This is a genomic window from Colwellia sp. MB3u-55 (assembly GCF_014076785.1).
Lineage (GTDB): Bacteria > Pseudomonadota > Gammaproteobacteria > Enterobacterales > Alteromonadaceae > Colwellia_A.
Genome location: NZ_JACGUS010000119.1, coordinates 68,656 through 93,237, shown reverse-complemented (window position 1 = coordinate 93,237; position 24,582 = coordinate 68,656). Strand labels below are relative to the sequence as shown.

Here is a 24,582-nt window from a genome sequence, read left to right as displayed (position 1 = left end):
GGCTGTTTTTAGACAGTCTAGTGTTTTTTTTAAATAAAGAGAAGTTGATTTATGTTTATTGTTCGCTGGATTATTGGTCGTATCATCTTATTGTTAAATTTTGTTTTTTCACCGAGCGGCCCAAAAAGAACAACTCAGTTGCAAGCTGAAATAGATACAAGCACTCAACACTTGAGCTTATATCAATTACCCGCTTGTCCTTTTTGTGTGAAAGTTCGTCGTTCTATAAAACGCGATGGTTTAAATATCGAATTACGTAATATTAATCAAAATGAAAATTATCGTGAAGAGTTAATCAAAGAAGGTGGAAAACGTACGGTACCTTGTTTGAAAATCACTGATGAAAACCAAAAGGTTACTTGGTTATATGAATCGTCTGCTGTGATTGATTATTTACATCAATTTGCCCGTTAATTGATAGGACAGTAATATTATTTTATAAATAATGAAGTATTTCTCTATTTCTCGGGTCTATTGGTTTATCGTTAGTTAATTAATAACCTGAGAAGTAGCCATATGTTAATTAAATCTCCTGGAAAATCTGCACTAAAAGAACATCAAGTTACCAGCGAAAGTGTTTACTTAAAGCGTAGGCAGCTTATTAAGCAAATGGGTTTCTTCGGTGCCGGTACTTTATTATCTTCAACTATATCTAGCACTGTAAACGCCCAAGGTTTAGATTTTTTTTCATCAGAACCAGAAAACACCTTTCAACGTTATCCTTTAAAGTTCACGGCTGACGCTACTAATAATACTGAAGTGCTGACACCTGAAGCTAAGGTAACCAGTCATAATAATTTTTATGAATTTGGTATAGGTAAAAACGATCCCGTTAATAATGCGCAAAACTTCAATATTAAACCTTGGCAGCTCACGATAAGTGGTGAGTGTGATAAGCCTTATACTTTAGATTTAGATGATTTAACGAAAAGTTTTGCCCTTGAAGAGCGCATTTATCGGCTGCGATGTGTAGAAGCTTGGTCAATGGTTATCCCATGGGTTGGCTTTGAATTATCAAAACTATTAAAAAAGGCACAGCCGAACTCTCGAGCTAAGTATGTTGCTTTTGAAACCTTACACGACCCAGAGCAAATGCCCGGACAAGCAAGTAGGCGAATGGGCGGCGGTATTGATTACCCTTATGTGGAAGGGTTACGTATTGATGAGGCGATGAACCCACTTACCCTAATGAGTGTCGGTCTCTATGGCAAAACATTACCAGCACAAAATGGTGCGCCAATCCGTTTAGTGGTGCCATGGAAATATGGTTTTAAAAGTATTAAGTCGATTGTTGCAATAAAATTTGTTGAACATCCTCCTGCGTCAACATGGAATATTTTAGCCCCTAACGAATACGGCTTTTATGCCAATGTTAATCCTGAAGTTGACCATCCAAGGTGGAGTCAAGCCAGTGAACGAAGATTAACTTCTGGCGGATTGTTTGCGCGTAACCGTATCGATACTTTGCCTTTTAATGGCTACGGTGAGGAAGTTGCCGATCTATATAGAAACCTTGATTTACGGAAAAACTTTTAAAAATAGCGACAGGGTAAAATCGTGAGTAGGGGCTTTATTGCCCCACTAATCTGTAGTAATAACTTGAGTCGTATCATCTCTATGAAGTATAAAGTTATTTTGTTTAAAGTTTTTGTCCACCTTGCGGCTTTTTTACCGCTAGCCAATGCTTATTATCTGGCTTTTACTGATCAACTAGGCGCTGACCCAGTTGAAGCCATTATTCACTTTACCGGTATTGGTGCGTTTAATTTATTGTTGTTAAGTTTAATGATAACGCCTTTAAGTAAGCGTTTTAAAATATCAATATTATTAAAAGTTCGCCGTTTAGTAGGCTTATATAGCTTTACTTATGCTTTCCTACATTTAACCAATTTCCTAGTGTTTGAAGTGCAGTTTGATTGGTCACTATTTGTGAGTGAAATACTTGAACGACCTTATATTACTATTGGTATGGCGGGCTTATTGATTTTGTTAACGCTTGCGATAACATCAGTTTCGTTATTAAGAAAAAAAATGGGTAAAAATTGGCAAAAGCTCCATAATTGGGTTTACTTAGCCGTTGTTCTTGTTGGGATTCATTTTTATTGGTCGGTAAAGTCTGAAATCATAGAACCGAGTATTTATCTTTTTATTACTTTTCTTCTTTTAGCACTTCGTTTTAAAAAACTAAATAAGTGGATAAAAAAAGACTAGCCAAAAGCACCGGCTAGTCTTAACTTATTTATTATTTATAAAGTAATGATTATAAATAATTTTATGGATTTGCTTGCAATGTTAATGTCATACCTGAAGCTGTACTATAGCCAAATATATCTATATACCATGTACCTGCAGCAGGGGTTGTAAAGCTACAGCTTTCATTGTTACCATTTTTATAAGGTCGACAATCATAGGCAGAAGCTGTTGATTGTGCTCCTCGGCGAATATATAAGTCAGCATCACCTGACCCCCCTGAAAGGCTAATAGTCAGATCGGCATAACCTGCAGGTAAAACTTGAGTAAAGCGCTTCCACTGTCCTTTTGATACAGCAACATTCGACTCTGAACCATTAAGCGCAGGATTTCCTGTAGCAGCTTCTGTAAAACTACCTGTTAAGCTAACTCCCGAAAATGCTGAATAGGCTTTGACTCGAACATAATATGTTCCACCCGTTGATGTACCTGCACAAGACTCTACATTTCCGCCTTTATAAGGACGACAGTCATAGCTTGAATCGGTAGGTGCTGAACCAAACTTAACATACATATCAGCATCACCAGAACCACCCGTTGTTAAAAAGCTGATATCTGTTGCGCCCGATGGAACTTCCATCGTGTAAACAACGTCTGCATTTGTTGACGCACTTAGGTTCGTGGCAGCAACACCATTGGTTAATACATTACCCGTTGGAGGTGTTCCTGTTGTCGGACAAGCACCAACACCTACAGCACACCAAGCCGTTTCTACTGCTGTTTTTTCGGTAGCACCATATAAATCTTGTGCGGCTTGAGCTGTTGCCGCTCTTGCACCCGCAAAATTAGTATTTTGATTCATGTAGGTAACAAGTGCACGATAGAAAATCTTTTCGGCCTTTGCCATACCTATACTGGGTACTTGTGCCGTTGATTTGTTGCGCGGATGAGTACCACCGTCTACCAACAAAACATAAGCTAAATTAGCAATACCTGAGTTACCGTGAACACCACCTTGGTCATTACTATTACTTGGGTTACTTACAAAAGGAATGCGCTCTGGGTACCAATCTTTTGAGTAATTATCTTGAGTTGGATTATCCATGTAACGTAAGGCCTGACCTTGAGTGTTATATAAACCATCTCCCAATAACCATGAAGAACTTGTTGTGCCATTACGGTAAGCTTCGGCTGAGATACCAAGAATATCTGACCAAGCTTCGTTTAAGGCGCCTGATGCATTGGCATAAATTAGGTTTGCCGTTTTATCTGTGACACCGTGTGTTAATTCATGACCTATGATATCAAAGTCACTGGTAAAGTCGTTCATGCCACCAGATGCTTGACCATACATCATTTGTGAGCCCGTCCAATAAGCGTTAACTACGCCTAAATCAACACTAGATACGAGTGTCATTCCATTGTTATCAAGGCTGTCGCGACCAAATTTACTTTGATAATAGTCATACACTTTTGACGCGCCATCATGTGCACGTTGTGCTGCGGCGTTACTGCCACAACTTTGTGTGTTAGTACATAACAAAGTACCTGGAGCCGAGTTTGCCGAACCGCCATTAAGCGTGTATGTCCGCCAATTTTTAGCAGAATGTACTTGTGGCTCTCTCGCTAAGATTTCAGAAGTATTCACATCAAAGTATATAAAATCACGACCAAAGTCTTCACCGCCATTATCCCATGATACTTCTAGTCTATAAGCGAGTTTAGTTTCTTCTGAAAGTGGTAGGTACACGTAAGCAAGCTCTGGAATATTTAACACGTCTCCAACACTTTCAGCAGCAACCAGTGCTTGTGCAGAGTCATTGCTTAATGCACTAGCGTTGTTCATTACTGAAAACGAAGGTAATGAATTAGTGGCTAATTTACCCGTAACTTTATAAACGCTACTTGCACTATTACTTGCGTTAAAAGTATTTATTGGCGAATTAGTATGCATAATCATACTTGTACCATAAACTTTAATACCGTTAATCGTTTGATCAAAGTGAGTATGGCTTTTACCTAATTCATCAGTCCATTGGCGTCGAACTTTAAATTTTTCATTACCAACTGAGCCGTATGAGCTTTGATTTGAAATGATGTTTTGAAAGGCTTGTTCTGCAGGGTTTTTGATTACCAGCGGGTAATTTCCAAGCACTGGACTTTGGCTTGCTGGTGCCATAACCGGTGTTCCGGTGTTTGTTTCTTGTTGCAGTGAACTGGCGCTCATTTCAACAGCTGTTGCGTTCATTGTTGCAGCGGTAAGTGCTGCGCCAATAAGGAATGAAAGTTGAGAAATCTTATTATTATTTTGCATTAAGTGTTCCTAATTTTACTTAATTTATACTTGCATTAAAAGCCAAGTGATATTTTTATTTTCCTCCCTCATTCCTTTGATTAATTTGTCCTCCAATGGCCTTGAGGATTTTTTAGCCAGTCTTTGCTGACAAATCAACCGTAACATTGATTTAACATCTTTAGCAACAAATTGATCTATTATTAATATTTAATTAACAACTCTATCAATAAATTATTGTTTAAAAAAATTTATGCGAAGTGATATTTGTGAAATAGGCAATGATTTATATAAGGAAAAATAAATAAAGATTCGAGAAAATAATGAAAGTATCTAACAAATTAATAAGGTATTAACGCGTTCGTTAATTAATAAAGGTTAGCGTGTTGGGTAGGCTATTGTTTAACGTTACAAAGGTAACCTTAGGTTGTTCTTGGTTGTTAGGTACTATGCCTTCAACAAGCGCGACAATGGTTGTTGATGGTGCATTAGCACTTCTAGACGTTACGACGACAGAAACGAGTTTTCGCCATTGGCAACCAACAAATCCACAAATATCACCAAGCTCGAGTTGCTGGTAAGTTATTTGAAAGTTAGTGATAGATTTATCAGCAAGGTAATGAATTATTTTTTCATCTGCTTTTACCGCGTCAATTGCAATAGAATTAGCTTGGCAGTGATTTGAAATCGATAAAAGAAACATCAATATTATAATTTTTGCCATTGATAACCTTTCCTTTATCGATTTTTAAGCAAGCTGACTATTAAGAGCGAGCCGTTACTTCTAATAAATGATAACCAAATTGCGTTTTTACTGGTCCTTGAACTGTGTTTAAATCAGCAGTGAAAACCACTTCATCAAATTCTGGTACCATTTGACCACGGCCAAATGATCCTAAATCTCCACCTTGCATTTTTGAAGGACAGTTTGAGTGCTCCTGCGCTACAACCGCAAAATCTGCTCCATCTTCGATTTGTGCTTTAAGCGTTAAACATTGCTCTTCTGTATCTACTAATAAATGACGTGCTGATGCTTGTGACATGTTGCTTCCTATATGATGGTGTAAATTAATCCTCTAACTTTACCGTATCTTTAGAAAAAATTAAAGAAATCGATGGATTGAATTAATATTCATCAACTTTATACTCGGTTTATTGATTAAAATGACAAGTTAACAATAAATTTATACTTTTGTCCTCGGGTCCTTATTCGGTGTTTGTTAAATCATAATCGTTTTATTTAATTGTGATGTGATAAATTAATCGTCATTACCCTTTGGACTTTGCCTTATGTTTTTACCGAATCTTAAACATTTACGCTATTTAATTGCGCTTTACCAAGAACAAAATTTTCATCGAGCAGCTAGTGCATGCTTTGTTAGTCAGTCAACCTTAAGCAGCGCTATTCTAAAATTAGAAGAACAGCTAAATTGTCAATTAATTGAACGTGACAACAAATCTTTTTTATTTACGACTCAGGGCATTGAAGTTGTTGAGAAATCCCGACAGTTACTAGTCTCGGCCAACGAATTAGTCAGCTTTGCAAAACAACAAGGTAGTGAGTATACCGGCACCGTAAGTATTGGTTGTATTCCAACGATTGCGCCATTTCTCTTAACTGATTTTGTGCGCGCCTGCCAAAGTAAACTTCCTGATTTAGCCTTGTTTTTACGTGAAGATACCACTGAAAACTTAATGAATATGCTTAATAATGGTGAAATAGATGTGTTGATTCTAGCGTTGCCAATAGGAGTAAATAATTTTCATTGTCGATTAGTAGGTAAAGACAGGTTTTTTATGGCAGGTAATAAAAGGCTAGTAGAGACATTTCAACAAACAGACAGTTATAAACATTTACCGGAACAGAGTATTTTCCTATTATCATCAGAGCATTGCCTTACTGAACATGCCTTGTCAGCATGTAAACTTGCTGATAAATCGCGTATTCATTCTTTTTCTGCGTCAAGCTTATCAACATTAGTACAGATGACCGCTTTTCATCAAGGTTTTACTTTTTTGCCTGAAATGGCGGTAAAGAAAAATATTGGGGAAAATGAGGGGTTAACCATAGCACCATTAGACCAAGATTATTATCGAGAAATTGGTGTGTTATGGCGAAAAACGTCAATGAGAAATGTTTTATATAATCAATTGTCAGCTGTGATAACTGACTTATTAATTTAATTAATCAAACTAACTAATCGATAACTCAGCTTAAGGTAACGATTTATTTAACAATAGCTAAATCATTATTTGCTAGTTAATTATTTGCTAGTTAATTATGTATAGTTAAGTGGTCTTTGTTTGTTCTAGCATAAGTTGATTTTTATTTTACTTGTTATTATGGTTATGTTGATAATGTGTTATTAGTTATCTTATTATTTAATATTGTATAGTGTTACTTAAAGAATTCTTAACTATTTGGATAGTCTTTATTTTATAGATAATTAAAAAGGTTATGGGTAAATTGACACTTAATAGTGCTAGCTGAGGTCTTCTCAAAGACAAGTAAAGGGCTTTTAAAATGAGTGATTTCAGCCATTGCTACTTTTCTTAGCGCTAATTAAATAATTGCAATCACTGTTGGGAATGCTAATAAACGCCTCCATTTACCATTGGTTATTAAAATATGACCGATGAGTCACTAACTACATTATTAAGTCAGTAGGTTTTGAAGTTATAACTTTCATGGATAACAACAATAAGCGGCTAATATTTGTTAGTCGCTTTTTTTTAGTTAATAAACCCTTATAATGTCACCACACTTGTAAGAGAAGTACTTTATGACCATTGTTTATAAAACCCGAACTCAGTTAGTTGTTGAAACCCTTAGAGAGAAGATCCTCAGTGGCGAAATTCAAGCAGGGCAACCTTTACGGCAAGCGGCATTAGCCGAAGAGTTAAATGTTAGTCGAATTCCGGTACGTGAAGCGTTACTACAATTAGAAGCTGAAGGTTTAGTTGCTTTTGAACCGCATAAAGGCGCTACAGCTACCGAGCTAAATGCTAGTCAAGTTGATGAGTTATTTGAACTACGGGCTATGTTGGAAGCTGATTTGTTGGCGTCATCAATCCCTCGTCTTACGGTTGAAAAACTTGACGAAGCGACAGAACTTCTTGGGAAATTAGACAAAGCGCTTGGTAAAGAGAATGCTGCTAATACCTGGAGTGAATTAAATTCTGATTACCATAATTGCTTATACTCAGGGGCAAATCGTCCGCAAACACAAGACTTAGTAAATACCTTGAATAAAAATGCAGACCGTTATATTCGCATGCATTTATTATGGGCAGGGGGTATTTCAAAAGCAGAATCTGAACACAATGAATTACTCGCTTTATGTAAAGCAGGTAATATTGAAAAGTCTGTTGCTTTGTTAAAACAGCATATTTTGGGTTCTCGTGATGAAATAAAAGCGTTCCTTTGTGCAAGAGAGCTAGCAGAAGGATGATGTTAATTCACCCAAACTAATAAAGTAGTGGCGAAGTCTTGTCTGTACTTTATATTGCTGGATAGTAGAACATAACGGTCACTATGCTTATTTGGGGTGTATTAAATCACTGATAATATTTTTTCGTAGAATTTAGTCTGATAATATTAAGCATTAAGGCTAAGGTTAACAGTCGAGCAGACACGGTAGAGATATTAATTATTCAAAAAATCCTTAGTAAGTTTATCGCGACAGTGTCAGAATATCCCTCATAATATAGTGATTAAATAAAGTATCACTTTCCCATCGTCATCCTGAATGAATTTCAGTATCAATATGGCGGCTTTAAGATTACGAATCTATTTAAAAAAGGACTAAAAATGAGTTTATTAATCACCGGTGGTACTGGATATATCGGTAGTCATACCGTGGTAGAGTTACTTAAATTAGATAAAGATATTATCATCGTTGATAACTTATCAAATTCATCTACCTTAGTCCTTAATCGCGTAAAAGCAATTACCGGCAAAACAGTCACTTTCATTAAAGCTGATATTTGTGATGAAGCTGCGCTTGATGCTGTTTTCAAAGAACATGATATTGAAGCTGTTGTGCATTTTGCTGGCTTAAAAGCGGTTGGTGAGTCCAACGAAATACCACTGAGTTACTATCAAAATAATGTTTCAGGCTCTGTTACTTTATTTCAAGTTATGGCTAAACATGGTGTTAAAAATTTAGTTTTTAGTTCTTCAGCGACGGTTTATGGTGAGAATAACCCATCACCATTAGATGAGACTATGCCAACCTCTGCGACTAACCCTTATGGTCAAACTAAGTTAATGGTTGAGCATGTACTGTTTGATTTAGCAAAAAGTGATAGTGAATGGTCAATCGCCTGCTTACGTTATTTTAACCCGATTGGCGCACATGAATCGGGGACTATTGGTGAAAACCCTAACGGTATTCCTAATAACTTATTACCCTATGTTGCTCAAGTGGCAGTAGGGCGTTTACCTCAACTACAAGTATTTGGAGATAATTACGACACGCCAGATGGCACAGGTGTTCGCGATTACATTCATGTGGTAGATTTAGCGATTGGTCATGTTAAAGCGTTAGAAAGCTTGTCAAAAATAAAAGGTTGTAAAGCGATTAATATCGGAACGGGTAATGGCACTTCAGTATTAGAAATAGTGAATACTTTTGAGCAAATTAGTGGTCAAAATATCGCCTATAAAGTGGTGCCGCGCCGCGCGGGTGATATTGGCACTGTTTACGCTGATGCATCATTAGCAAACAGCCTATTAGGCTGGCAAGCAACACGCAATTTAAATACTATGATTGCTGATACTTGGCGCTGGCAGTCACAAAACCCCAATGGGTTTGAGTAAGTTAACTTATTCAGTAAACCGCAGTTTTAAGCATTGCACATCAAACTAAAAATCACTAAAGTAGCGGCTCTAATTGCCGCTATTTTTTTATGTTTTAATTGGTCTTAATTACACTTATGCACGCTGTACATAAACTTCATCATTATCGTATGAGTCTGAGCACGACGACTTACAAGTCTCGTGGACAACGCGTTTTACGTTGTGACTTATGTCGTCTAGCAAAACCTCATTGTATTTGTTCATATTCGCCAAAATCTACCAGTAATGCCGGTTTTTTATTATTGATGTATGATACCGAAGTACTAAAACCGAGTAATACAGGCAAGTTAATTGCTGATGTCGTGCCAGATACCTTTGCATTTCTTTGGTCAAGAACTAAAGAAAATAAAGAAATGTTAGCCATTTTAAACGACGAGCAATGGCAACCTTATGTTGTTTTTCCTCAACAATATGCACAGGCTGAACGTGAGGTTTTTTGTAATGAAATGACCATACCTTCAGGTAAAAGACCACTCTTTGTTATGTTGGATGGTTGCTGGCGTGAAGCGAAAAAAATGTTTCGTAAAAGTCCTTACTTGAACCAATTTCCCATTGCTGCTTTTGACCCACATTTACTTGACGAAGCGGCTAATACCTCTCGCTATCAAATACGCATTGCCGAAGAAAACTATCAATTTGCTACCGCAGAAGTCGCGGCAAAAATGTTAACAATGGCAAAAGAACCGGTCAATGGACAATTATTGGATCAATGGTTTGATATGTTTAGTTATCAGTACCAAAAAAGTGTTTGCCAGAAGAACCGAGGTAATCCACAAGCATTAGAAGACTATCTTGATTATACTAAAAAACATAATGTTGAGCTAAAAGGCACTAAATAGTTTTGTCGATTATTAGCTCAGAGCCAGCCTTTTTGTTGCGCTATTCTGGCAGCATCAATACGATTAGTCGCGTTGAGTTTAGAAATACATTCCGACAAATAATTTCGAATAGTTCCTTCTGATAGAAATAACAATTGAGCAATATCGTTTGTTGTTTTACCTTCACTTGCTAATTTCAAAGCTTTACGCTCTTTGTCTGATAATGGGTCGACATCATCTAGGGCAGCAATTGCTAATTCAGGGTCTATTACTTTTTTCCCTTGCATTACTTTTCTCAGAGCCGCTGCCAACTCATCAGACGGAGTATCTTTAAGTAAGAAACCTTTAACGCCAATAGTCAAAGCGCGCTTAATATATCCAGCACGACCAAACGTAGTGATGACAACTGTTTTAATATAGGGGTGATTTTTTGCTGTGATTTGCGCTAACTCTAAGCCACTCATCAAAGGCATTTCAATATCAGTTAGTAAAATATCGGTACTGTTTTTATTAATAAGTTTCACTGCTTCAACGCCATTTTCAGCTTCGCCAACAATTTCAATATCTGCCTCTAAATTAAGTAAGGCTGTTAATGCTCCTCTTATGAGTGCTTGATCTTCAGCGATAATTACTTTGATCTTTTTATTTAATACTTCATTTTTCATTGATGAAAGCCTCTGATGGTAAACTAATTTTTAACTCAAACCCTTGTTTTGTATTTATGGTGAACTGTCCATTGAGTTCCTTAACGCGCTCTACTATTCCTATCAGCCCGTTACTGAACTTAGGTTCTCTATTTTCGTCTTGGTAATGAGAACCGTTATCGCATATTGTGAGACATAACGAATCTTCAGTTTGTTGAGTTTTAGCGATAACGTTATCACCGTTACTGTGACGAAGAATGTTCGTTATTGCTTCCCTAATAATAAGTAATAACGAACTTTCTGCTTTTGCTGTTAATTTTTGTAATAACACTTGCTGTGTTACCGTGAAATTTCTATCAATTAAACGAGCAAATGCTTTATTGATTTCAGCTTGTGGATCTTTAGCTTTATAACCTGAAACGGCTTGTCTAACTTCACTTAATGTTTCACGCGTAATTTTTGCAACATGTGATATTTCATCAATTGATTTTTTTATTTGTCCTGCTTTAGCTAGCTTCTCGGCAAGCTCTGCTTTTAGTGCGATTGAAGAGAGTGTGTGGCCGAGTAAATCATGTAAGTCTCGTGCAATTCTTTCGCGTTCAGCAACCGTTGCTAATTGCTCTATTTGCTGTTGACTGCGTTGTTCTGACAATTTTTGCTTGCGGCTACGACGCTCAGCTAAACCAAATAAAAAGTTTGGAATACTACAAAAAAGTGCAGGAGTTATGAAAAAAAAGTTGACGAGATCAAAGACTGCCGCAGTAATAAAAATGAGACCAATCGTGATCCCTAAACCTATTATACTTTTTGGGGCAGGGTAATAATAACCAATAAAATAACTTGCAAAGGCAAATAAGGTAAATGTGCCGGGGGTAAAATATGTACCGAGAAAACTTAAAAGTAAAATAGCAAAAATAGGACGAATAGCCATTCGTTCATCATTACTTTGACCAGTAATATAAAAATAAATAAAACAACTATAAACGATGAGCGAACCAGATATTTGTATAACATCGAAATTTTGCCAGTTGGCAAATAGAGGAAAAAAATAAAATAGCGAAAAAAACAGCGGAAGCCATGTCCACAGTACAATTTGGTTTTCGGTTAAGCTCGGTGCTACAAAAGTGCTATTATTGATATTCATTTCAATGTCCAAAACTTCGTATGATATTAGTTAACTAAAACGCGCTATTTATATCATATTTAATGAGGTGCTGCTGAATCTGTAATTAATTATATTATTTTAATATCAGCAGCTTAAGATTTTAATAGATATTTAAGTATTCTTCTGAAGTAGATTTTTTGCCCAACTGTAATTAGGGGATACCTCTACTGCTTTTGCCCAATCGGCCAATGCGGCCTCTTTATTACCTAGTTCCAATTGCGTTAATCCGCGCCATGTATATGCTTCTGCAAATCCCCAATGATACTCAGAATATTGATCGTTATTGTATTGTTCAATGGCATTAGATAACTCTATTAATGCTTGATGTTTACTTCCACCAAACATGGCAGGTGTATTATATTTACTTACACCTGTAAAGAGTAATACACGTGGATTGTTAGGTGAAATTTTTTGGGCTGTTGTCAATGCGCTTATTGCTTTAGGACCTAATTCAATCCCGCTCATCGGTTGATATGCAATACGTAATCCGTAAACCTGCGCTAGTAGCGCCCAACTTTCATTGTCTTGATTATTAATTTTAACCAGTTCAGTTAATTGTTCTGTTGCTCGGTTTAACGCAGCAGTGCCTTTGTCTTGCTGTTGAAGAAAACTGTAATTGAACCCAAGACGATAATTCGCTAAAGCTCGGTCGTAACCGTTGCTGGATTCTTTAATATTTACTAATTCTGTTAAGTTTAATTCCATTGACGCATTTTCAATGGCTGTAATGGTTTGCTGATCAGCTTGCGCCTGAGTACTTAACATTAATGAAACGGTAATTGCTAATTTAAATAATGTAGTTTTCATCGTATTCTCGCTTATATTTTGTTTTAAGTTAAAGAAGAATTTTGTTTATTCCCCCTTGGCGAAAACAAGTATTTCAAGTATCTAGTTTTAGTATTAGAGCACTTTGTCATGACTTAAAATGACAAATGTCATTAATTCGTTTCGGTATCTACTATTTAGGTATATAATGCGACCGCGAAAATCGAAATTAATTGAATTGGTATAACTTTATGAGAATATGTGGTGTTGAATTAAAAGGTAATGATGCAATTATTTGTATTATGTCACGTGAAAACGGTTTGTATGATATTCCGCAAACGCGCGTGCAAAAAATATCTTTAGTAGATGCAGGTGATTCCGAAGCAGTACAACACTTCCAATTTACCTTTGCTAAATTGATGGAAGACTATCACGTTGATAAAGTTGTTATCCGTGGTCGCGCTTTAAAAGGTAAATTTTCTGGTGGACCGATCGGCTTTAAATTAGAAGCGTGTATTCAACTTATAAAAGAACTACAAGTAGAAATTATTGCGGGTAGTTTTGTCAAGAAAACCCTAGTAAGAAGTCAAATAGATATTGATTTTCGTGATACCGGCTTGAAGCAATATCAAGAACCTGCCTTTGATACCGTTTTTGCTTTTTTTGAAAGTGACCCTTATATGAAGTAAGTGTTTCTTTTAGTTGAAGCTAATAAAAACCCCAGTAAGTTTGCACTTACTGGGGTTTTTACGTTTACGGCGATCAGTAGGATATGGTGCTAAGAGCCTAATTAATATGCTTCAAATGTGCTAACAATAAAATGATGAGAAACGTTATCAGTCGCTTTTGTTAATAACCGTTAATAACGCCGCAATAAGCTCATGGGTGCTAGATTTAATAGCGGCATAATTTTTTCTCTTAATATTGGACTCTAAGCTCATTGCGACTCGTGTTATGTTGTTATAACCAAACATTTGTGCGGCTCCAGCTAGTTTATGTGCTTGCTTAGCAAGTGCATCATTATCATTCGTTTGATTCAACAATATGAAGTTTTTATGTTCTGCAATTAAACCCACTTCAAATTTAGCAACCAAATCAGATATATCAATGCTGCTATTAGTTAGCGAGCTACTGTCTTCGTGGCTAATTTTGATAGGCTGTTCAAAATACTTAGCGATGGTATTGATAAAGGTTTGTCGCTCAAAAGGCTTAGCTTGAAATCCATTAAATCCTAGCGCTAAATATTGTTCTAGATCTTTGGCTAAGGTATTTGCCGTTAATGCAATAATCGGCACTTCACAAGCTCTAGCTCTTAGAATTTTTATCGCTTCTATACCATCCATTTTTGGCATCTGAATATCAAGTAAGATTAAATCAGGTTTATTTTTAAAGTAAGACGCTATTACTTCGTAGCCGTTTGTCGCAGTATAAACCTCAAAACCTAGTCCGGTCAGTAGCCTGCTCATTAAATGCCTATTATCATCATGGTCTTCAGCCAATAAAATAGCGCCACTGAAGGTCTTCTTTGTTACTTCGAATTCTTTTACAATCTCAGTTGAACTGGTGGGAGTAAAGGGTAATATCAAGGTAAAAATACTGCCTTGACCTATCTCACTTTCAACATCGATTATTCCCCCCATGAAGTCAGCTAATTTTTCAGATAAATTTAACCCTAAACCTGAGCCACCAAAGCGCCGACTAATGCTGGTATCTGCTTGTGTAAAGGCGTCAAACACTCTTATTAATTGTTCATCACTGATACCTATGCCTGTATCACGTATTTTGAAGGTTAATTCGTTGATATGATTATAATGCTGCGCGTATATTTCAATAGCAACATCCCCTTTTTCAGTGAACTTAATGGCATTTGAACAAAGGTTAATAAGAATTTGCTTTAAACGAAAGCCATCAATATTGATCATAAAAGGGGAGGGCAAAGTATGGTGTATAGTGAAATTTAAGCCCTTAGATTTAGCTTGTTCTGAGAAAATATTTTTAATGTCGACAAGTATTTGTATGAGATCTAAGGCCGTTATTTCTAATTCAAATTTATTTGCCTCTATTTTACTTAAATCTAGGGTATCATTCAATAAGCTCAATAAATGCAAGCTATTATTATATATGACTTTTATGCTATCAGTACTGTTATCAATATCACCATGTAATATCGCTTCAGTTTGGCCAATAATAGAGGTTAAAGGTGTTCTTATCTCATGGCTCATATTCGCTAAGAATTGAGATTTAACTTCATTCGCTTTAATAACCTTTTTCGATTCTTGTTTGATTGAAGCCGTTTGTGTGGAAACTTGATGCTCTAATTGCTTAATAAGGTCACGTTCAAAAATTGCTTTTTTTTGATGAGCCTTAATGAAAAAGACTAATATGAGCAAAGATGAGATGAAATATAAGGTATATGCCCACCAAGAGTTCCAGAACGGTGGTAGCACGGTTATTTTAAGTGAAACACCTTCTTCATTCCAAATACCATCAGGGTTGCTTGCTTTTACTCTTAGTAAGTATTCACCATCAGATAGATTTGTGTATGTTGCTCGGCGATTTTTATAATCGGTCATTATCCAATGGTCATCAAAACCTTCAAGCTTGTATGCATATTGATTTTTTTTCGGGGCAGAAAAATGTAAAGCACTAAACTCAAACGCCACTAAATTTTCTTTGTGGCTTAAAGTGATCGCTGATGTTGCATGGATCCCTTTCTCCAAAAAAAATGTACCATCTTCAGGTTTTGCCTTATTTTTATCGTGTTCTTTATTGGCATCGATAGCGACTGATTGATTCAACAATAGCATTTCGGTGAAAACGACCACAGGTTTATTGTTATCCTGAATTAGCTTATTAGGAAAAAATCGATTAAAACCATTAATACCACCAAAAAACAATTCGCCACTGTCACTCTTATAAGAAGCGCCAGCATTAAATTCATTACTTTGTAAGCCATCGCCAACATCATAATTTTTAAACGTTTTAGACTTGGGGTTAAATTGAGATAAGCCTTGATTGGTACTTATCCATAAATAACCTTGCTCATCAATCTCTATTGCATAAATGGTGCTATCAGGTAATCCGTCCTCTTCAGTAAAACGTGCAAACTCCCCCGACTTCATATCCATAAGGTTGAGACCATTCATAGTACCTACCCAAAGGTTACCTTCGTCATCTAAAGCTATTGAGGTAATATAATTATGGCTTAAACTGCTTGGTTGAGCCATATCATGTCGATAATGAGTAAATACTTCAGTCTTATGATTGAAATAATTAAGGCCCTCAGCAGTAGCCACCCAAAGATTTTTTTGGCTGTCTTCAGTTATTGCTAAAATATAGTTATGGCTCAAACTGTTCAAATTAACTTCACTATGCTGATAGGTCCTGAACTTTTCAGTTTTAGGGATAAAATAATCTAGACCATTAGCCGTACCTACCCAAAGGTTATTTTGGCTGTCTTCAGTTATCGCTTTGATGCCTCTGCTACCTAAACTGTCTGAATTGTCCAAATTATGCCGATACGTACTGAATACTTCAGTTTTGAGGGTGAATTTATTTAATGCACTCTTAGAGCTAAACCAAATGTTGCCTTGGTAATCTTTAGTTATCGCGTTAACCCAGTTATTACTTACATTTTCTGGGCTAGTTTTATTTATACTATAATGCTCAAACTGCTGAGTTTTTTTATTAAAGCGATTGATGCCTTCTGAATCAACACCCACCCAAAGATTGCCTTGCTGGTCTTCAACGATCGCAGCAACCCAATTACTACTTAAGCTTGCGGGGGTAAGGATATCTCGACGGTAATGACCAAACTGTTCTATTATTGGATTGAAGCGGCTAAGACCCGCTTTGTCAGTCCCTGACCAAATATTACCTTCTCTGTCCTCTAAGATAGCCATAATACGACCATAGCCTAAGCTGTTTATATTTGCCTCTTCATGACGGTAATAGGTGAAAACCTCAGTTTTAAGGTTCAGTCTATTCAATCCTATACTTGTCCCAATCCAAAGGTTGCCTTTTTTATCAGCCGCTAAGGTTAAAATTACTCCATCGCTTAAACTATTAGAATTATTACTGTCATGGCGGTAATGAGTAAATTGTTCAGTTTGTAGACTAAATCGATTTAAGCCGTTTTCAGTAATTATCCAAAGATTATTTTGCCTATCGGTAATTATTGACCAAACTGTTCCTTGAGTTATGCTATTGGGGTCGTTAGCACTGTGAAAGTAATGAGTAAATTGCTCAGTTTTTGTATTAAAGCGACTAAGACCAGCATGAGTGCCAACCCAAATTTCGCCATTATTATCCTCTAATATTGCCCAGACATTATTATGGCTTAAACTCTTTGGATTATTTATATTATATCTATAATGAGTAAACTGCCCTGTTTTTGGATCAAAACGATTAAGTCCGCCCCGAGTACCTATCCAGATATTGCCTAAGCGGTCTTGAGTTATTGCATTGACAACATCATGGCTTAAGCTATTTGGATTATTAGCATTGTGACGAAAGTGTCTAAACTGTTCAGTTCTCGGATTAAAGTGGTTAAGTCCAAATTCTGTACCTATCCATAGGTTCGCACTTTTATCTTCAAATATAGTTCGAATCACATTGCCTGTTAGTGAGTTCTGATTTTTACCACTATGCTTAAATACTTTAAACGTATAGCCGTCATAACGTGCTAACCCGTTGGAAGTCCCTGCCCATATGAAGCCTTGTTTGTCTTGTAGTATTTGATTTACATCACTTTGTGGTAGGCCATCTTCAATAGATAGACGCTCAAACCGAGTTGATTGCACTGCAGCGAATGAAACGCAGGAAGGAAAAAGTATCAGCAAAAATAAAAACAGCGAAGACTTTATTTTACGGTTATTGAAAATAATACTCATTTTTACAAAACCTTTCAATATGAGTAATACAGCAGATTTTAACTTCATAATGGGGGGTTAACTTTAGTGAGCTATATGGCGTTGAGAGAATATTATTATTACATTATTAGGTTATAAACAATACAAATAAACTTTTATTAAAAATTTTAAAAACTGGACGTTATCCCGTTAAAGACAAGAGTAGTGGCAATGATATCAGGATGGGAATAAAAGTACTTAGGTTTTTTTAGCAACTATAAAGCGCTATCTCAGTTAATATCTTTTTTAACTCTAAATCGTCATGCTGAGACTCATATAAATCTAGTATCAGCATGACGGAGTCTTAAATAACGGATATTAATAATATTAGGATTAACGTTATTTAGTTGTTGTTAAACCACGACGGTCAAGCAAAGGTTGAACTTTAGGGTCTTGACCTCTGAAACGACGGTACATTATGGTAGGATCTTCACTACCACCGGGCTCTAAGATATGCTTACGGTATAAATCTGCAGTTTTCTCATCGAATATGCCATTTTCTTTAAACGCTAACCAAGTATCTGCATCATAGATATTTGACCAAATGTAGCCGTAATAACCTGATGAATAACCGCCAGAGAATATATGAGAAAAGTAACCTGTTCTATAACGAGGTGATATCTCTTTGATTAAGCCAATTTCAGATAAGACCTTTTGCTCAAATACGGCAGCATCTTGCAGCTCTGCTGTTTCTAAAGAATGCCAGCTCATGTCAAGTAAAGCCGCACCAAGGTATTCAGTGGTACCAAAACCTTGATTAAATTTACCTGAAGCTTGAATTTTATCAACTAATGCCATTGGAATAACTTCACCTGTTTTATAGTGCTTAGCAAAGTTTGCTAATACTTCTGGCTCAGTCATCCAATTTTCCATGACTTGTGAAGGATATTCAACATAGTCACGTGGTAAAGCAGTACCAGTTTGTGAACGGTAATAACCGTTAGACAACAAGCCCTGAATTGCATGACCGAATTCATGAAATAAGGTCGATGCTTGATCAAAAGTTAATAATGTTGGCGTATCACCGACCGGGCGTGGATAATTTAATACGTTGTAGATAATAGGGGTAACTTCTTCACCATACATACGATGTTGTTTACGGAAGCTGCTCATCCAAGCACCACCACGTTTACTTTCGCGCACGTAATGGTCAGTCATATAAATACCAACATAGCTGCCGTCTTTATCAAAGACTTCAAAGGTGCGTACATCTTCATGGTATTTAGGTAAGTCGTTGCGTTCTTTAAAGGTTACGCCCCATAATTTTTCAGCAGTGAAGAAAATACCTTGTAAAGTCCCTTCAAGTGAAAAATAAGGCTTAGTTTCTGCTGCATCTATATCGTAGCGAGCTTTACGAATTTTCTCAGCGTAGTACCACCAATCCCAGGCTTCTATTTCAATTTTAGAGCCTTGTGAGTTAGCCAGCTTTTGCATATCAGCTGACTCTTCTTTTGCTCTTGCTAAAGCGGCTGGCCATACTTTATTTAATAAACCAAATACGTTTTCAGGTGTTTTAGCCGTCGCATTTTCAAGGACAAAATGTGCGTGAGTTTTATAACCTAATAACTGTGCTTTTTGGTAACGTAAGCTGGCTGTTTCTGCAGCAATACTCTTGTTATCAAACTCATCGTCATTGTTACCGCGCATGGTGTAACCTTTATATAAGGTTTCCCGTAATTTACGGTTAGTTGCATAGGTTAAAAAGGGATTTTTGCTAGGACGATGAGTGGTGAATACCCATTTACCCTCATGGCCTCTGTCGCTTGCCGTAACAGCGGCGGCGGCAATAATATCGTCAGGTAAACCGTTTAAATCAGCCTTGTTATCAATAACCATTTCAAAGCTGTTCGTTTCGTGTAATAAATTTTCGCCAAATTTTAAGCTTAATTCACTCAATTGCGTATTAAATTGGCGTAATTTTACTTTGTCAGCGTCTGATAAATTAGCACCACCACGGACAAAACCTTTGTAGGTTTTCTCAAGTAAGGTTAATTCGTTTACTTGTAAATTCAGTTGATCTTTTTTGTCATAAACCGTTTTTACCCGAGCAAATAATTTTGCATTAAGATTAATATCGTCATTTAACGCTGATAATTGTGGTGATACTGCTTTGGCAATATTGCGCATTTCTTCGTCAGACATTGAACCGGTTAAACCGTAAAATACATTACTGACGCGGTTAAGAAAATCACCTGACTTTTCCATCGCTTCAATGGTATTTGCAAATGTTGCTGTGTTAGTAGCATTGGCGATAGTGGAAATTTCTATTTTATTTTCACTAATGGCTTGCTCAAATGCGGGTAAGTAATCACTTTTTTTAATTTGATCAAAAGGGGGAATGCCGTGTGGCGTAGTAAATGCACTGAACAATGGATTTATATGTTCAGCTTTTTTAATTATTTGCTGACTTTCTTTGATTTGATTCTTGTTATCGTCGTACGACTGACAACCGGCTAATGTGATAGCAATAGCAAGTGGGGCGAGTAAGCGCTTTTTCATAAATGACCTTTATTAAATGTTAGACAATTAAATGATTTTGTTAATATCGTATAGACAAAGCTAATGAATTTATTCTATGTTGCACTCGACCAAGCTACAAGACGCAGCACGTTTAAAAACGGTGAGTAACCGGTTAAAAAAGCTGAATTGTTAAGTTGTCAGCTTTTATCTTGATTATTTTTGTAAAATACAGAATAAAATAAGTAGGCTTTAGCGGAAATAAAAATCCCGTGCGAGCACGGGATTACATAAGTGCAATATGTAGCTAAGCTTAATCAGGAATATAATCAAGTACTAAGCTATTTGCAGTCGAATTGTAGTGAATTATTCGCTGGTAGTTTGGCGATATATAACTGTCAACAGAACCGGCAGTATACCCAACGGTAAATAAGGCTTGTTGGTTTGCATCATATTTACTGAGAATAAAAACGCCACTACTATCGAAACGATAGAAATAACTATTATTAGCCGAGTCAATGGCTACGTTAACCGTTCGTATACTCGCTCGCAAAACGCCTTGGTCAGTAAAACTTGTACCATCAAAAGTTGTCCACTCTGAAGTGGTGCTCGCTGTATAAAGATCTGCACCACGACTACTGGTGACTATATTTGATAAAACGCCACTATAAGCGCTGTTAATATTTTCATTACTGGCAATTTGTTGAACACTTTCAGCAGTAAAGGCATTATACGCTAAGGTATATTGTAGCAATGCTGAAGTGTTAGCGTTATAAGCAATAACATGATTGCTTGCCGGTACGTCATAGATGATGGGTGAGTTGAAAATGTTTTCTCTATCCCAAAACTGCACCGCTAAGGCTAAGTTTGCATATTCTAACGCTTGACTGATAACAATGGCTTTACCGGCGACTATCGCGATAGTTTTAGGCCTAAATTGTAGATCTATGTCAGCAGCTGGCAGTAAGTTAATACTGAAATCGTTAAGGTTTATTTGATAATGATTAATACGCGTTTGTGGCTGCCCATTTTCATCGTTGTAGTTTTCACTATTTGAAGCCAACAGGAGTGAGCCATCCGGGTGAATAACCAAGTCGGTTAAATCAACACCGCCAAGCGGTGAATTAATCGTTGTTATTGCAGCGCCAGTAATAATATTAAACACTTTTATCACATCACCTTGGCCGATATAAATATTAGGACGCAGTGGGTCTAATACGACAGCTGAGGTATTAGGTGTAATATCAGTGATAACAATTTCACTGATGCTTGTTGTGTCAAAGTCGCCCTTTTCAAAGCTGACTTTTATTGTACCCTTGACGCTTTCAGAACTATTGACCGGTGCTAAGGTGATTTCGCCATAGTACAAACCATTAGTCGTTATTTTGCTTGGATCGGCGTCGATCGCTAGGGTGTTATTAACGGTATCAGCCGTTAACGTTAACCAATTAACATTACTTTGTGCTTGCCAAGCTACCGCACTGGATTTATTGGTGACAATATCTACTGTATGACTGAGCGTTGACTTGTCCGCTTGTGAAGTAAAGGTTAGTGCTGAAGCGTTACTGAATAACCTTATTTCATCAACCGCTAACTCAACCACTACTTGTACATTGATACCTGTCTCTGGGTCGGTAAGAGTAATGATACCGGTAAATAAACCCCAACCGACGATCTCATTTGAATCAATGGAAATAACAAGCGTTTTACTCTCTTGCGTTGTTGTTTGAGTAAAAGATAACCATGAAACATCTGTTGTTGCTTGCCATGAATCACTCACGCCTGAAATAGTCAATTCCTGGCTAGCAACGCTGGCATTGCCTAAGGTAGTATTAAAGGACAACTGAGATGCCGACACATCAAACTGCGCTAAAGTTACCATTTCTATTTGAGTACTATTTACCGCGTTCACTAACAAGCGTTTATTATCAGATGAAATATCAATGCTGGTCGGCTGTTGTCCCTGAGTTTCAATGGTAGCAGTCAGTGCTGATGCTTGGTTGTAAACATTCACAACGAAGCCGCTAGCGGGAACAAAACGCAGATAATGGGCAAAATTGTTATTCGACTTTTCAACAAATAACGTCGTTGCACCCTCTGCTTGGTTGAGTAATCCCATATCGGTAAAAGCGGTGCCATCAAAGCTAATGTATTCACTTGTTGGGCTAATAAGATAAAGCGCGGTTTCGTTATGATTAACGACAAAGCTTGAAATACTATCGGCTTCAGCTAACCGTTCTGGTTTATATTCATGGGTTAAGGTCGTAATGATTTTATCTTGACTGAAGTCATTAATTTTTGCGTTATAGCGATTTAAGGTTGCTGTTTGAAAGTCTAGTGCATATAAAGCTTCTGTTTCACTGGCTTGGTCAATGGTTGCGGTGAAAAAGATATTCTCACGATCCCAAAATAAGCGTTGTAACTCTTCATCTGCATATTCAAGTGTTTGCGTGACAATAAAGTATCGGCCAGAAAATTGTACGTAACGGCTAGGTTCAAACTCTATGGTTGGTGATGCAACTTCAGTAAAACTATAATCGCTTAAATTGATATTATAACGATGAACAACTTCAGTGGTGGTCTCGTCTTCATTGATAACAACTTCAAGCGCTTTTGCTAGTAATTTACTACCGTCAGGATGAACAATAAATTGCTCAAGTAGGGTGTTATCAGGAGCGATAGCGATGGTTGCAATTAATTCACCGCTATATTGTTGATAAACAAGTAAGTTGTTTTCTGAGCCAACATAAAAGTAGGGCATGTTAGGTGCTGCTATTACGGTATCGATATTTGCGGCTATGTCGGTGATAACTTTAGTTTCTGTTTGCTCAGTACTTTGAAATAATGATACCGGTAGAACATGCCCCATAACAACTTCATTTTCAATGGCATTGAGGGTTATTTCAGTTTGATTTATCGCTGCTACCGGCATGGCATTAACATCAACAGCAACCTTAAGAAAGTCATTGTCGAGTTTTGTTAAGGTTAACCAGGTTGAGGCAGAACTTGCTTGCCAATTTATTTCAGCGTTGCTGTTGGTACTGACTTTGATGGTTTGCTCAAGCACTGAAATATTCGCGGTTGACGTAAAAGCTAAGCTGGCTTGGTTGGCATATAAATACTGATTATCTAAACCAACTTCTACAGGGATAAGCTTAGTATCACCCGTTGTTGTTTCGGTGAGTATAATATTCCCACTTGATAACTGCGCGGCAGTAAAACTGCTAATATTGGGGGTAACGGTGACTGTTGCATCACCGGAACCTGAAGATATGTCAAAAGTTATCCAGTCAATATCACTGCTTAACTGCCAGTTATTACTCTCACTGGTGATAGCGATTGTTTGGCTTGGAATGCTGACATCACCAAAGGTGCCACGAAAACTGACCAGCTCAGTATCTATATTTGCTTGCCAAATAAGTAATGAAACGTTGATGTCATGATGCACTAAGGTTGCGCCATTATCAGAGAGTTCGCCCGTTGAAAAACGCAACTTTGTGACGTATTCACCTAAATTAATTTGGTCTGCTTGGGTTAAATCAATATGAACAGTGGCAGAATTACTGGTTAGGTTTTCAGTTCTAAAGGCTAGCCAGCCCACGGGTTGGGAGTCAGGGGCATAACCCACTAATAAACCGTCGCCAGCAAAAGTAACATTAACGGTTATTGAATCGTCAAACTCAGTAATTATCTCATTGCTAAAGCTAATCGTTGAAACATCAGCGTTAATGGCGTAATTTTTTGATTTATCATTAGAACCACCACAGGCAGAAAGCAATAATATCATACAAAAAATGGTGAACATTTGACTGAGGTTCTTAAAACATACCTTCATACAGATCCCTGTTTTATTTTGCTGTTTATCTGCAAACTTTACGCTTACTTTTATAACAACTTATTCTGCGTGATTATTCACTCAAAGTAAAAACTTATTATTTATCTGAAATTTAAATAATTGAACACTATAATTATCTGTTAATTTAAAGATAATATAAGCGGTAAAACGTCTTTAAAGGTAATGAATCATTGAACAAAGCTATCTTACATTGTTCGGTAGGTATCCTCTCTCGTCGCGAGCATTCTTATGAAGAGTTAATGCAAAAGCTCAAATTTCGTGAACACAGTGAAGATGAAATTACGCCAGTCCTTGAATTTCTAATTGAAAAAAACTATTTGAGTGACCAACGTTTTGCCGAGTCTTTGTTTGGTAGCCGCCTTAATAAAGGTTATGGTTGGCTTTATATTAGCAATGAATTGGAACAAAAAGGCGTTTGCGATACTATTATAGTTGAACTGAGTAAAAATCAGCAAATTGATTGGTATCTTCAAGCCGAGCTTGCGTATAATAAACGCTTTGGCGAAAGTACAATTAAAGATCAAAAAGATAAATTAAAACGCATTCGATTTATGCAGTCTCGAGGTTTCTCTTCGGATGAAATCATGATATTGATTAAATATACTCATAGCGATTAAACGAAT

Annotated in this window: 18 protein-coding genes; 9 read left to right on the top strand and 9 right to left on the bottom strand. The window is 36.8% G+C overall.

Annotated elements, in window-relative coordinates:
* Window positions 1–51: 51 nt before the first annotated feature.
* The 3 genes from H4J66_RS15120 (at window position 52) to msrQ (ending at window position 2,211) form a co-directional block, all read left to right on the top strand.
* Entirely contained in the window at window positions 52–414 is a 363-nt protein-coding gene (locus H4J66_RS15120; RefSeq protein ID WP_182175825.1) for a glutaredoxin, read from the top strand.
* Window positions 415–516: 102 nt separating this feature from the next.
* Entirely contained in the window at window positions 517–1,536 is a 1,020-nt protein-coding gene (gene msrP / locus H4J66_RS15115) for a protein-methionine-sulfoxide reductase catalytic subunit MsrP (RefSeq protein WP_182175824.1), read from the top strand.
* Window positions 1,537–1,617: 81 nt separating this feature from the next.
* Window positions 1,618–2,211 carry a protein-methionine-sulfoxide reductase heme-binding subunit MsrQ gene (msrQ, locus tag H4J66_RS15110; protein ID WP_182175823.1) on the top strand — a complete coding sequence of 198 codons (594 nt, stop codon included), beginning with the start codon at window positions 1,618–1,620 and terminating at the stop codon, window positions 2,209–2,211.
* A gap of 61 nt (window positions 2,212–2,272) precedes the next feature.
* On the opposite strand, the gene H4J66_RS15105 is transcribed toward msrQ, so the two are convergent.
* The 3 genes from H4J66_RS15105 to H4J66_RS15095 all read right to left on the bottom strand — a co-directional run bounded on the left by H4J66_RS15105 (window position 2,273) and on the right by H4J66_RS15095 (window position 5,526).
* Window positions 2,273–4,504 carry a M4 family metallopeptidase gene (locus H4J66_RS15105; RefSeq protein WP_182175822.1) on the bottom strand — a complete coding sequence of 744 codons (2,232 nt, stop codon included), beginning with the start codon at window positions 4,502–4,504 and terminating at the stop codon, window positions 2,273–2,275.
* A 343-nt stretch (window positions 4,505–4,847) separates the two neighbouring features.
* The gene (locus H4J66_RS15100) at window positions 4,848–5,207 is read right to left on the bottom strand and encodes a hypothetical protein (protein WP_182175821.1); all 360 of its coding nucleotides are present in this window, start codon (window positions 5,205–5,207) and stop codon (window positions 4,848–4,850) included.
* A 40-nt stretch (window positions 5,208–5,247) separates the two neighbouring features.
* Window positions 5,248–5,526, bottom strand: a complete 279-nt coding sequence (locus H4J66_RS15095) for a peptidylprolyl isomerase (RefSeq protein ID WP_070375959.1) — start codon at window positions 5,524–5,526, stop codon at window positions 5,248–5,250.
* 247 nt (window positions 5,527–5,773) lie between these two features.
* Here H4J66_RS15095 and H4J66_RS15090 point away from each other — a divergent pair, with 247 nt between their 5' ends.
* The 4 genes from H4J66_RS15090 (at window position 5,774) to H4J66_RS15075 (ending at window position 10,183) form a co-directional block, all read left to right on the top strand.
* Window positions 5,774–6,667, top strand: a complete 894-nt coding sequence (locus H4J66_RS15090) for a hydrogen peroxide-inducible genes activator (RefSeq protein WP_182175820.1) — start codon at window positions 5,774–5,776, stop codon at window positions 6,665–6,667.
* A gap of 599 nt (window positions 6,668–7,266) precedes the next feature.
* Window positions 7,267–7,935, top strand: a complete 669-nt coding sequence (locus H4J66_RS15085; RefSeq protein WP_070375969.1) for a GntR family transcriptional regulator — start codon at window positions 7,267–7,269, stop codon at window positions 7,933–7,935.
* A gap of 359 nt (window positions 7,936–8,294) precedes the next feature.
* Window positions 8,295–9,305 (top strand): UDP-glucose 4-epimerase GalE, encoded by a 1,011-nt coding sequence (gene galE / locus H4J66_RS15080; protein ID WP_182175819.1) that lies wholly within the window; start codon window positions 8,295–8,297, stop codon window positions 9,303–9,305.
* A gap of 116 nt (window positions 9,306–9,421) precedes the next feature.
* Window positions 9,422–10,183 carry a tRNA-uridine aminocarboxypropyltransferase gene (locus tag H4J66_RS15075; protein WP_182175818.1) on the top strand — a complete coding sequence of 254 codons (762 nt, stop codon included), beginning with the start codon at window positions 9,422–9,424 and terminating at the stop codon, window positions 10,181–10,183.
* Between the two features lie 17 nt (window positions 10,184–10,200).
* Here H4J66_RS15075 and H4J66_RS15070 read toward each other — a convergent pair whose 3' ends face one another.
* The 3 genes from H4J66_RS15070 to H4J66_RS15060 all read right to left on the bottom strand — a co-directional run bounded on the left by H4J66_RS15070 (window position 10,201) and on the right by H4J66_RS15060 (window position 12,778).
* Entirely contained in the window at window positions 10,201–10,827 is a 627-nt protein-coding gene (locus H4J66_RS15070; protein ID WP_182175817.1) for a response regulator transcription factor, read from the bottom strand.
* Window positions 10,817–11,950: a sensor histidine kinase gene (locus H4J66_RS15065; protein ID WP_182175816.1), complete on the bottom strand. Its 1,134-nt coding sequence runs from the start codon at window positions 11,948–11,950 to the stop codon at window positions 10,817–10,819. The genes H4J66_RS15070 and H4J66_RS15065 overlap by 11 nt, the downstream gene beginning before the upstream one ends.
* Before the next feature lie 132 nt (window positions 11,951–12,082).
* A complete protein-coding gene (locus tag H4J66_RS15060) occupies window positions 12,083–12,778 on the bottom strand; it encodes a tetratricopeptide repeat protein (RefSeq protein WP_182175815.1) in 696 nt (231 codons plus the stop codon).
* Between the two features lie 209 nt (window positions 12,779–12,987).
* On the opposite strand from H4J66_RS15060, the gene H4J66_RS15055 reads away from it, so the two are divergent.
* The gene (locus H4J66_RS15055) at window positions 12,988–13,425 is read left to right on the top strand and encodes a DUF3010 family protein (protein ID WP_070375975.1); all 438 of its coding nucleotides are present in this window, start codon (window positions 12,988–12,990) and stop codon (window positions 13,423–13,425) included.
* Window positions 13,426–13,572: 147 nt separating this feature from the next.
* On the opposite strand, the gene H4J66_RS15050 is transcribed toward H4J66_RS15055, so the two are convergent.
* From H4J66_RS15050 to H4J66_RS15040, 3 genes are all read right to left on the bottom strand, one after another.
* Window positions 13,573–17,628, bottom strand: a complete 4,056-nt coding sequence (locus H4J66_RS15050) for a hybrid sensor histidine kinase/response regulator (RefSeq protein ID WP_182175814.1) — start codon at window positions 17,626–17,628, stop codon at window positions 13,573–13,575.
* Between the two features lie 357 nt (window positions 17,629–17,985).
* On the bottom strand, window positions 17,986–20,145 hold the full coding sequence (locus H4J66_RS15045) for a M3 family metallopeptidase (RefSeq protein WP_182175813.1): 2,160 nt from the start codon (window positions 20,143–20,145) through the stop codon (window positions 17,986–17,988).
* A 271-nt stretch (window positions 20,146–20,416) separates the two neighbouring features.
* The gene (locus H4J66_RS15040) at window positions 20,417–23,938 is read right to left on the bottom strand and encodes a BACON domain-containing protein (protein WP_182175812.1); all 3,522 of its coding nucleotides are present in this window, start codon (window positions 23,936–23,938) and stop codon (window positions 20,417–20,419) included.
* A gap of 191 nt (window positions 23,939–24,129) precedes the next feature.
* On the opposite strand from H4J66_RS15040, the gene H4J66_RS15035 reads away from it, so the two are divergent.
* Window positions 24,130–24,576, top strand: a complete 447-nt coding sequence (locus H4J66_RS15035) for a regulatory protein RecX (RefSeq protein WP_182175811.1) — start codon at window positions 24,130–24,132, stop codon at window positions 24,574–24,576.
* Window positions 24,577–24,582: the final 6 nt, after the last annotated feature.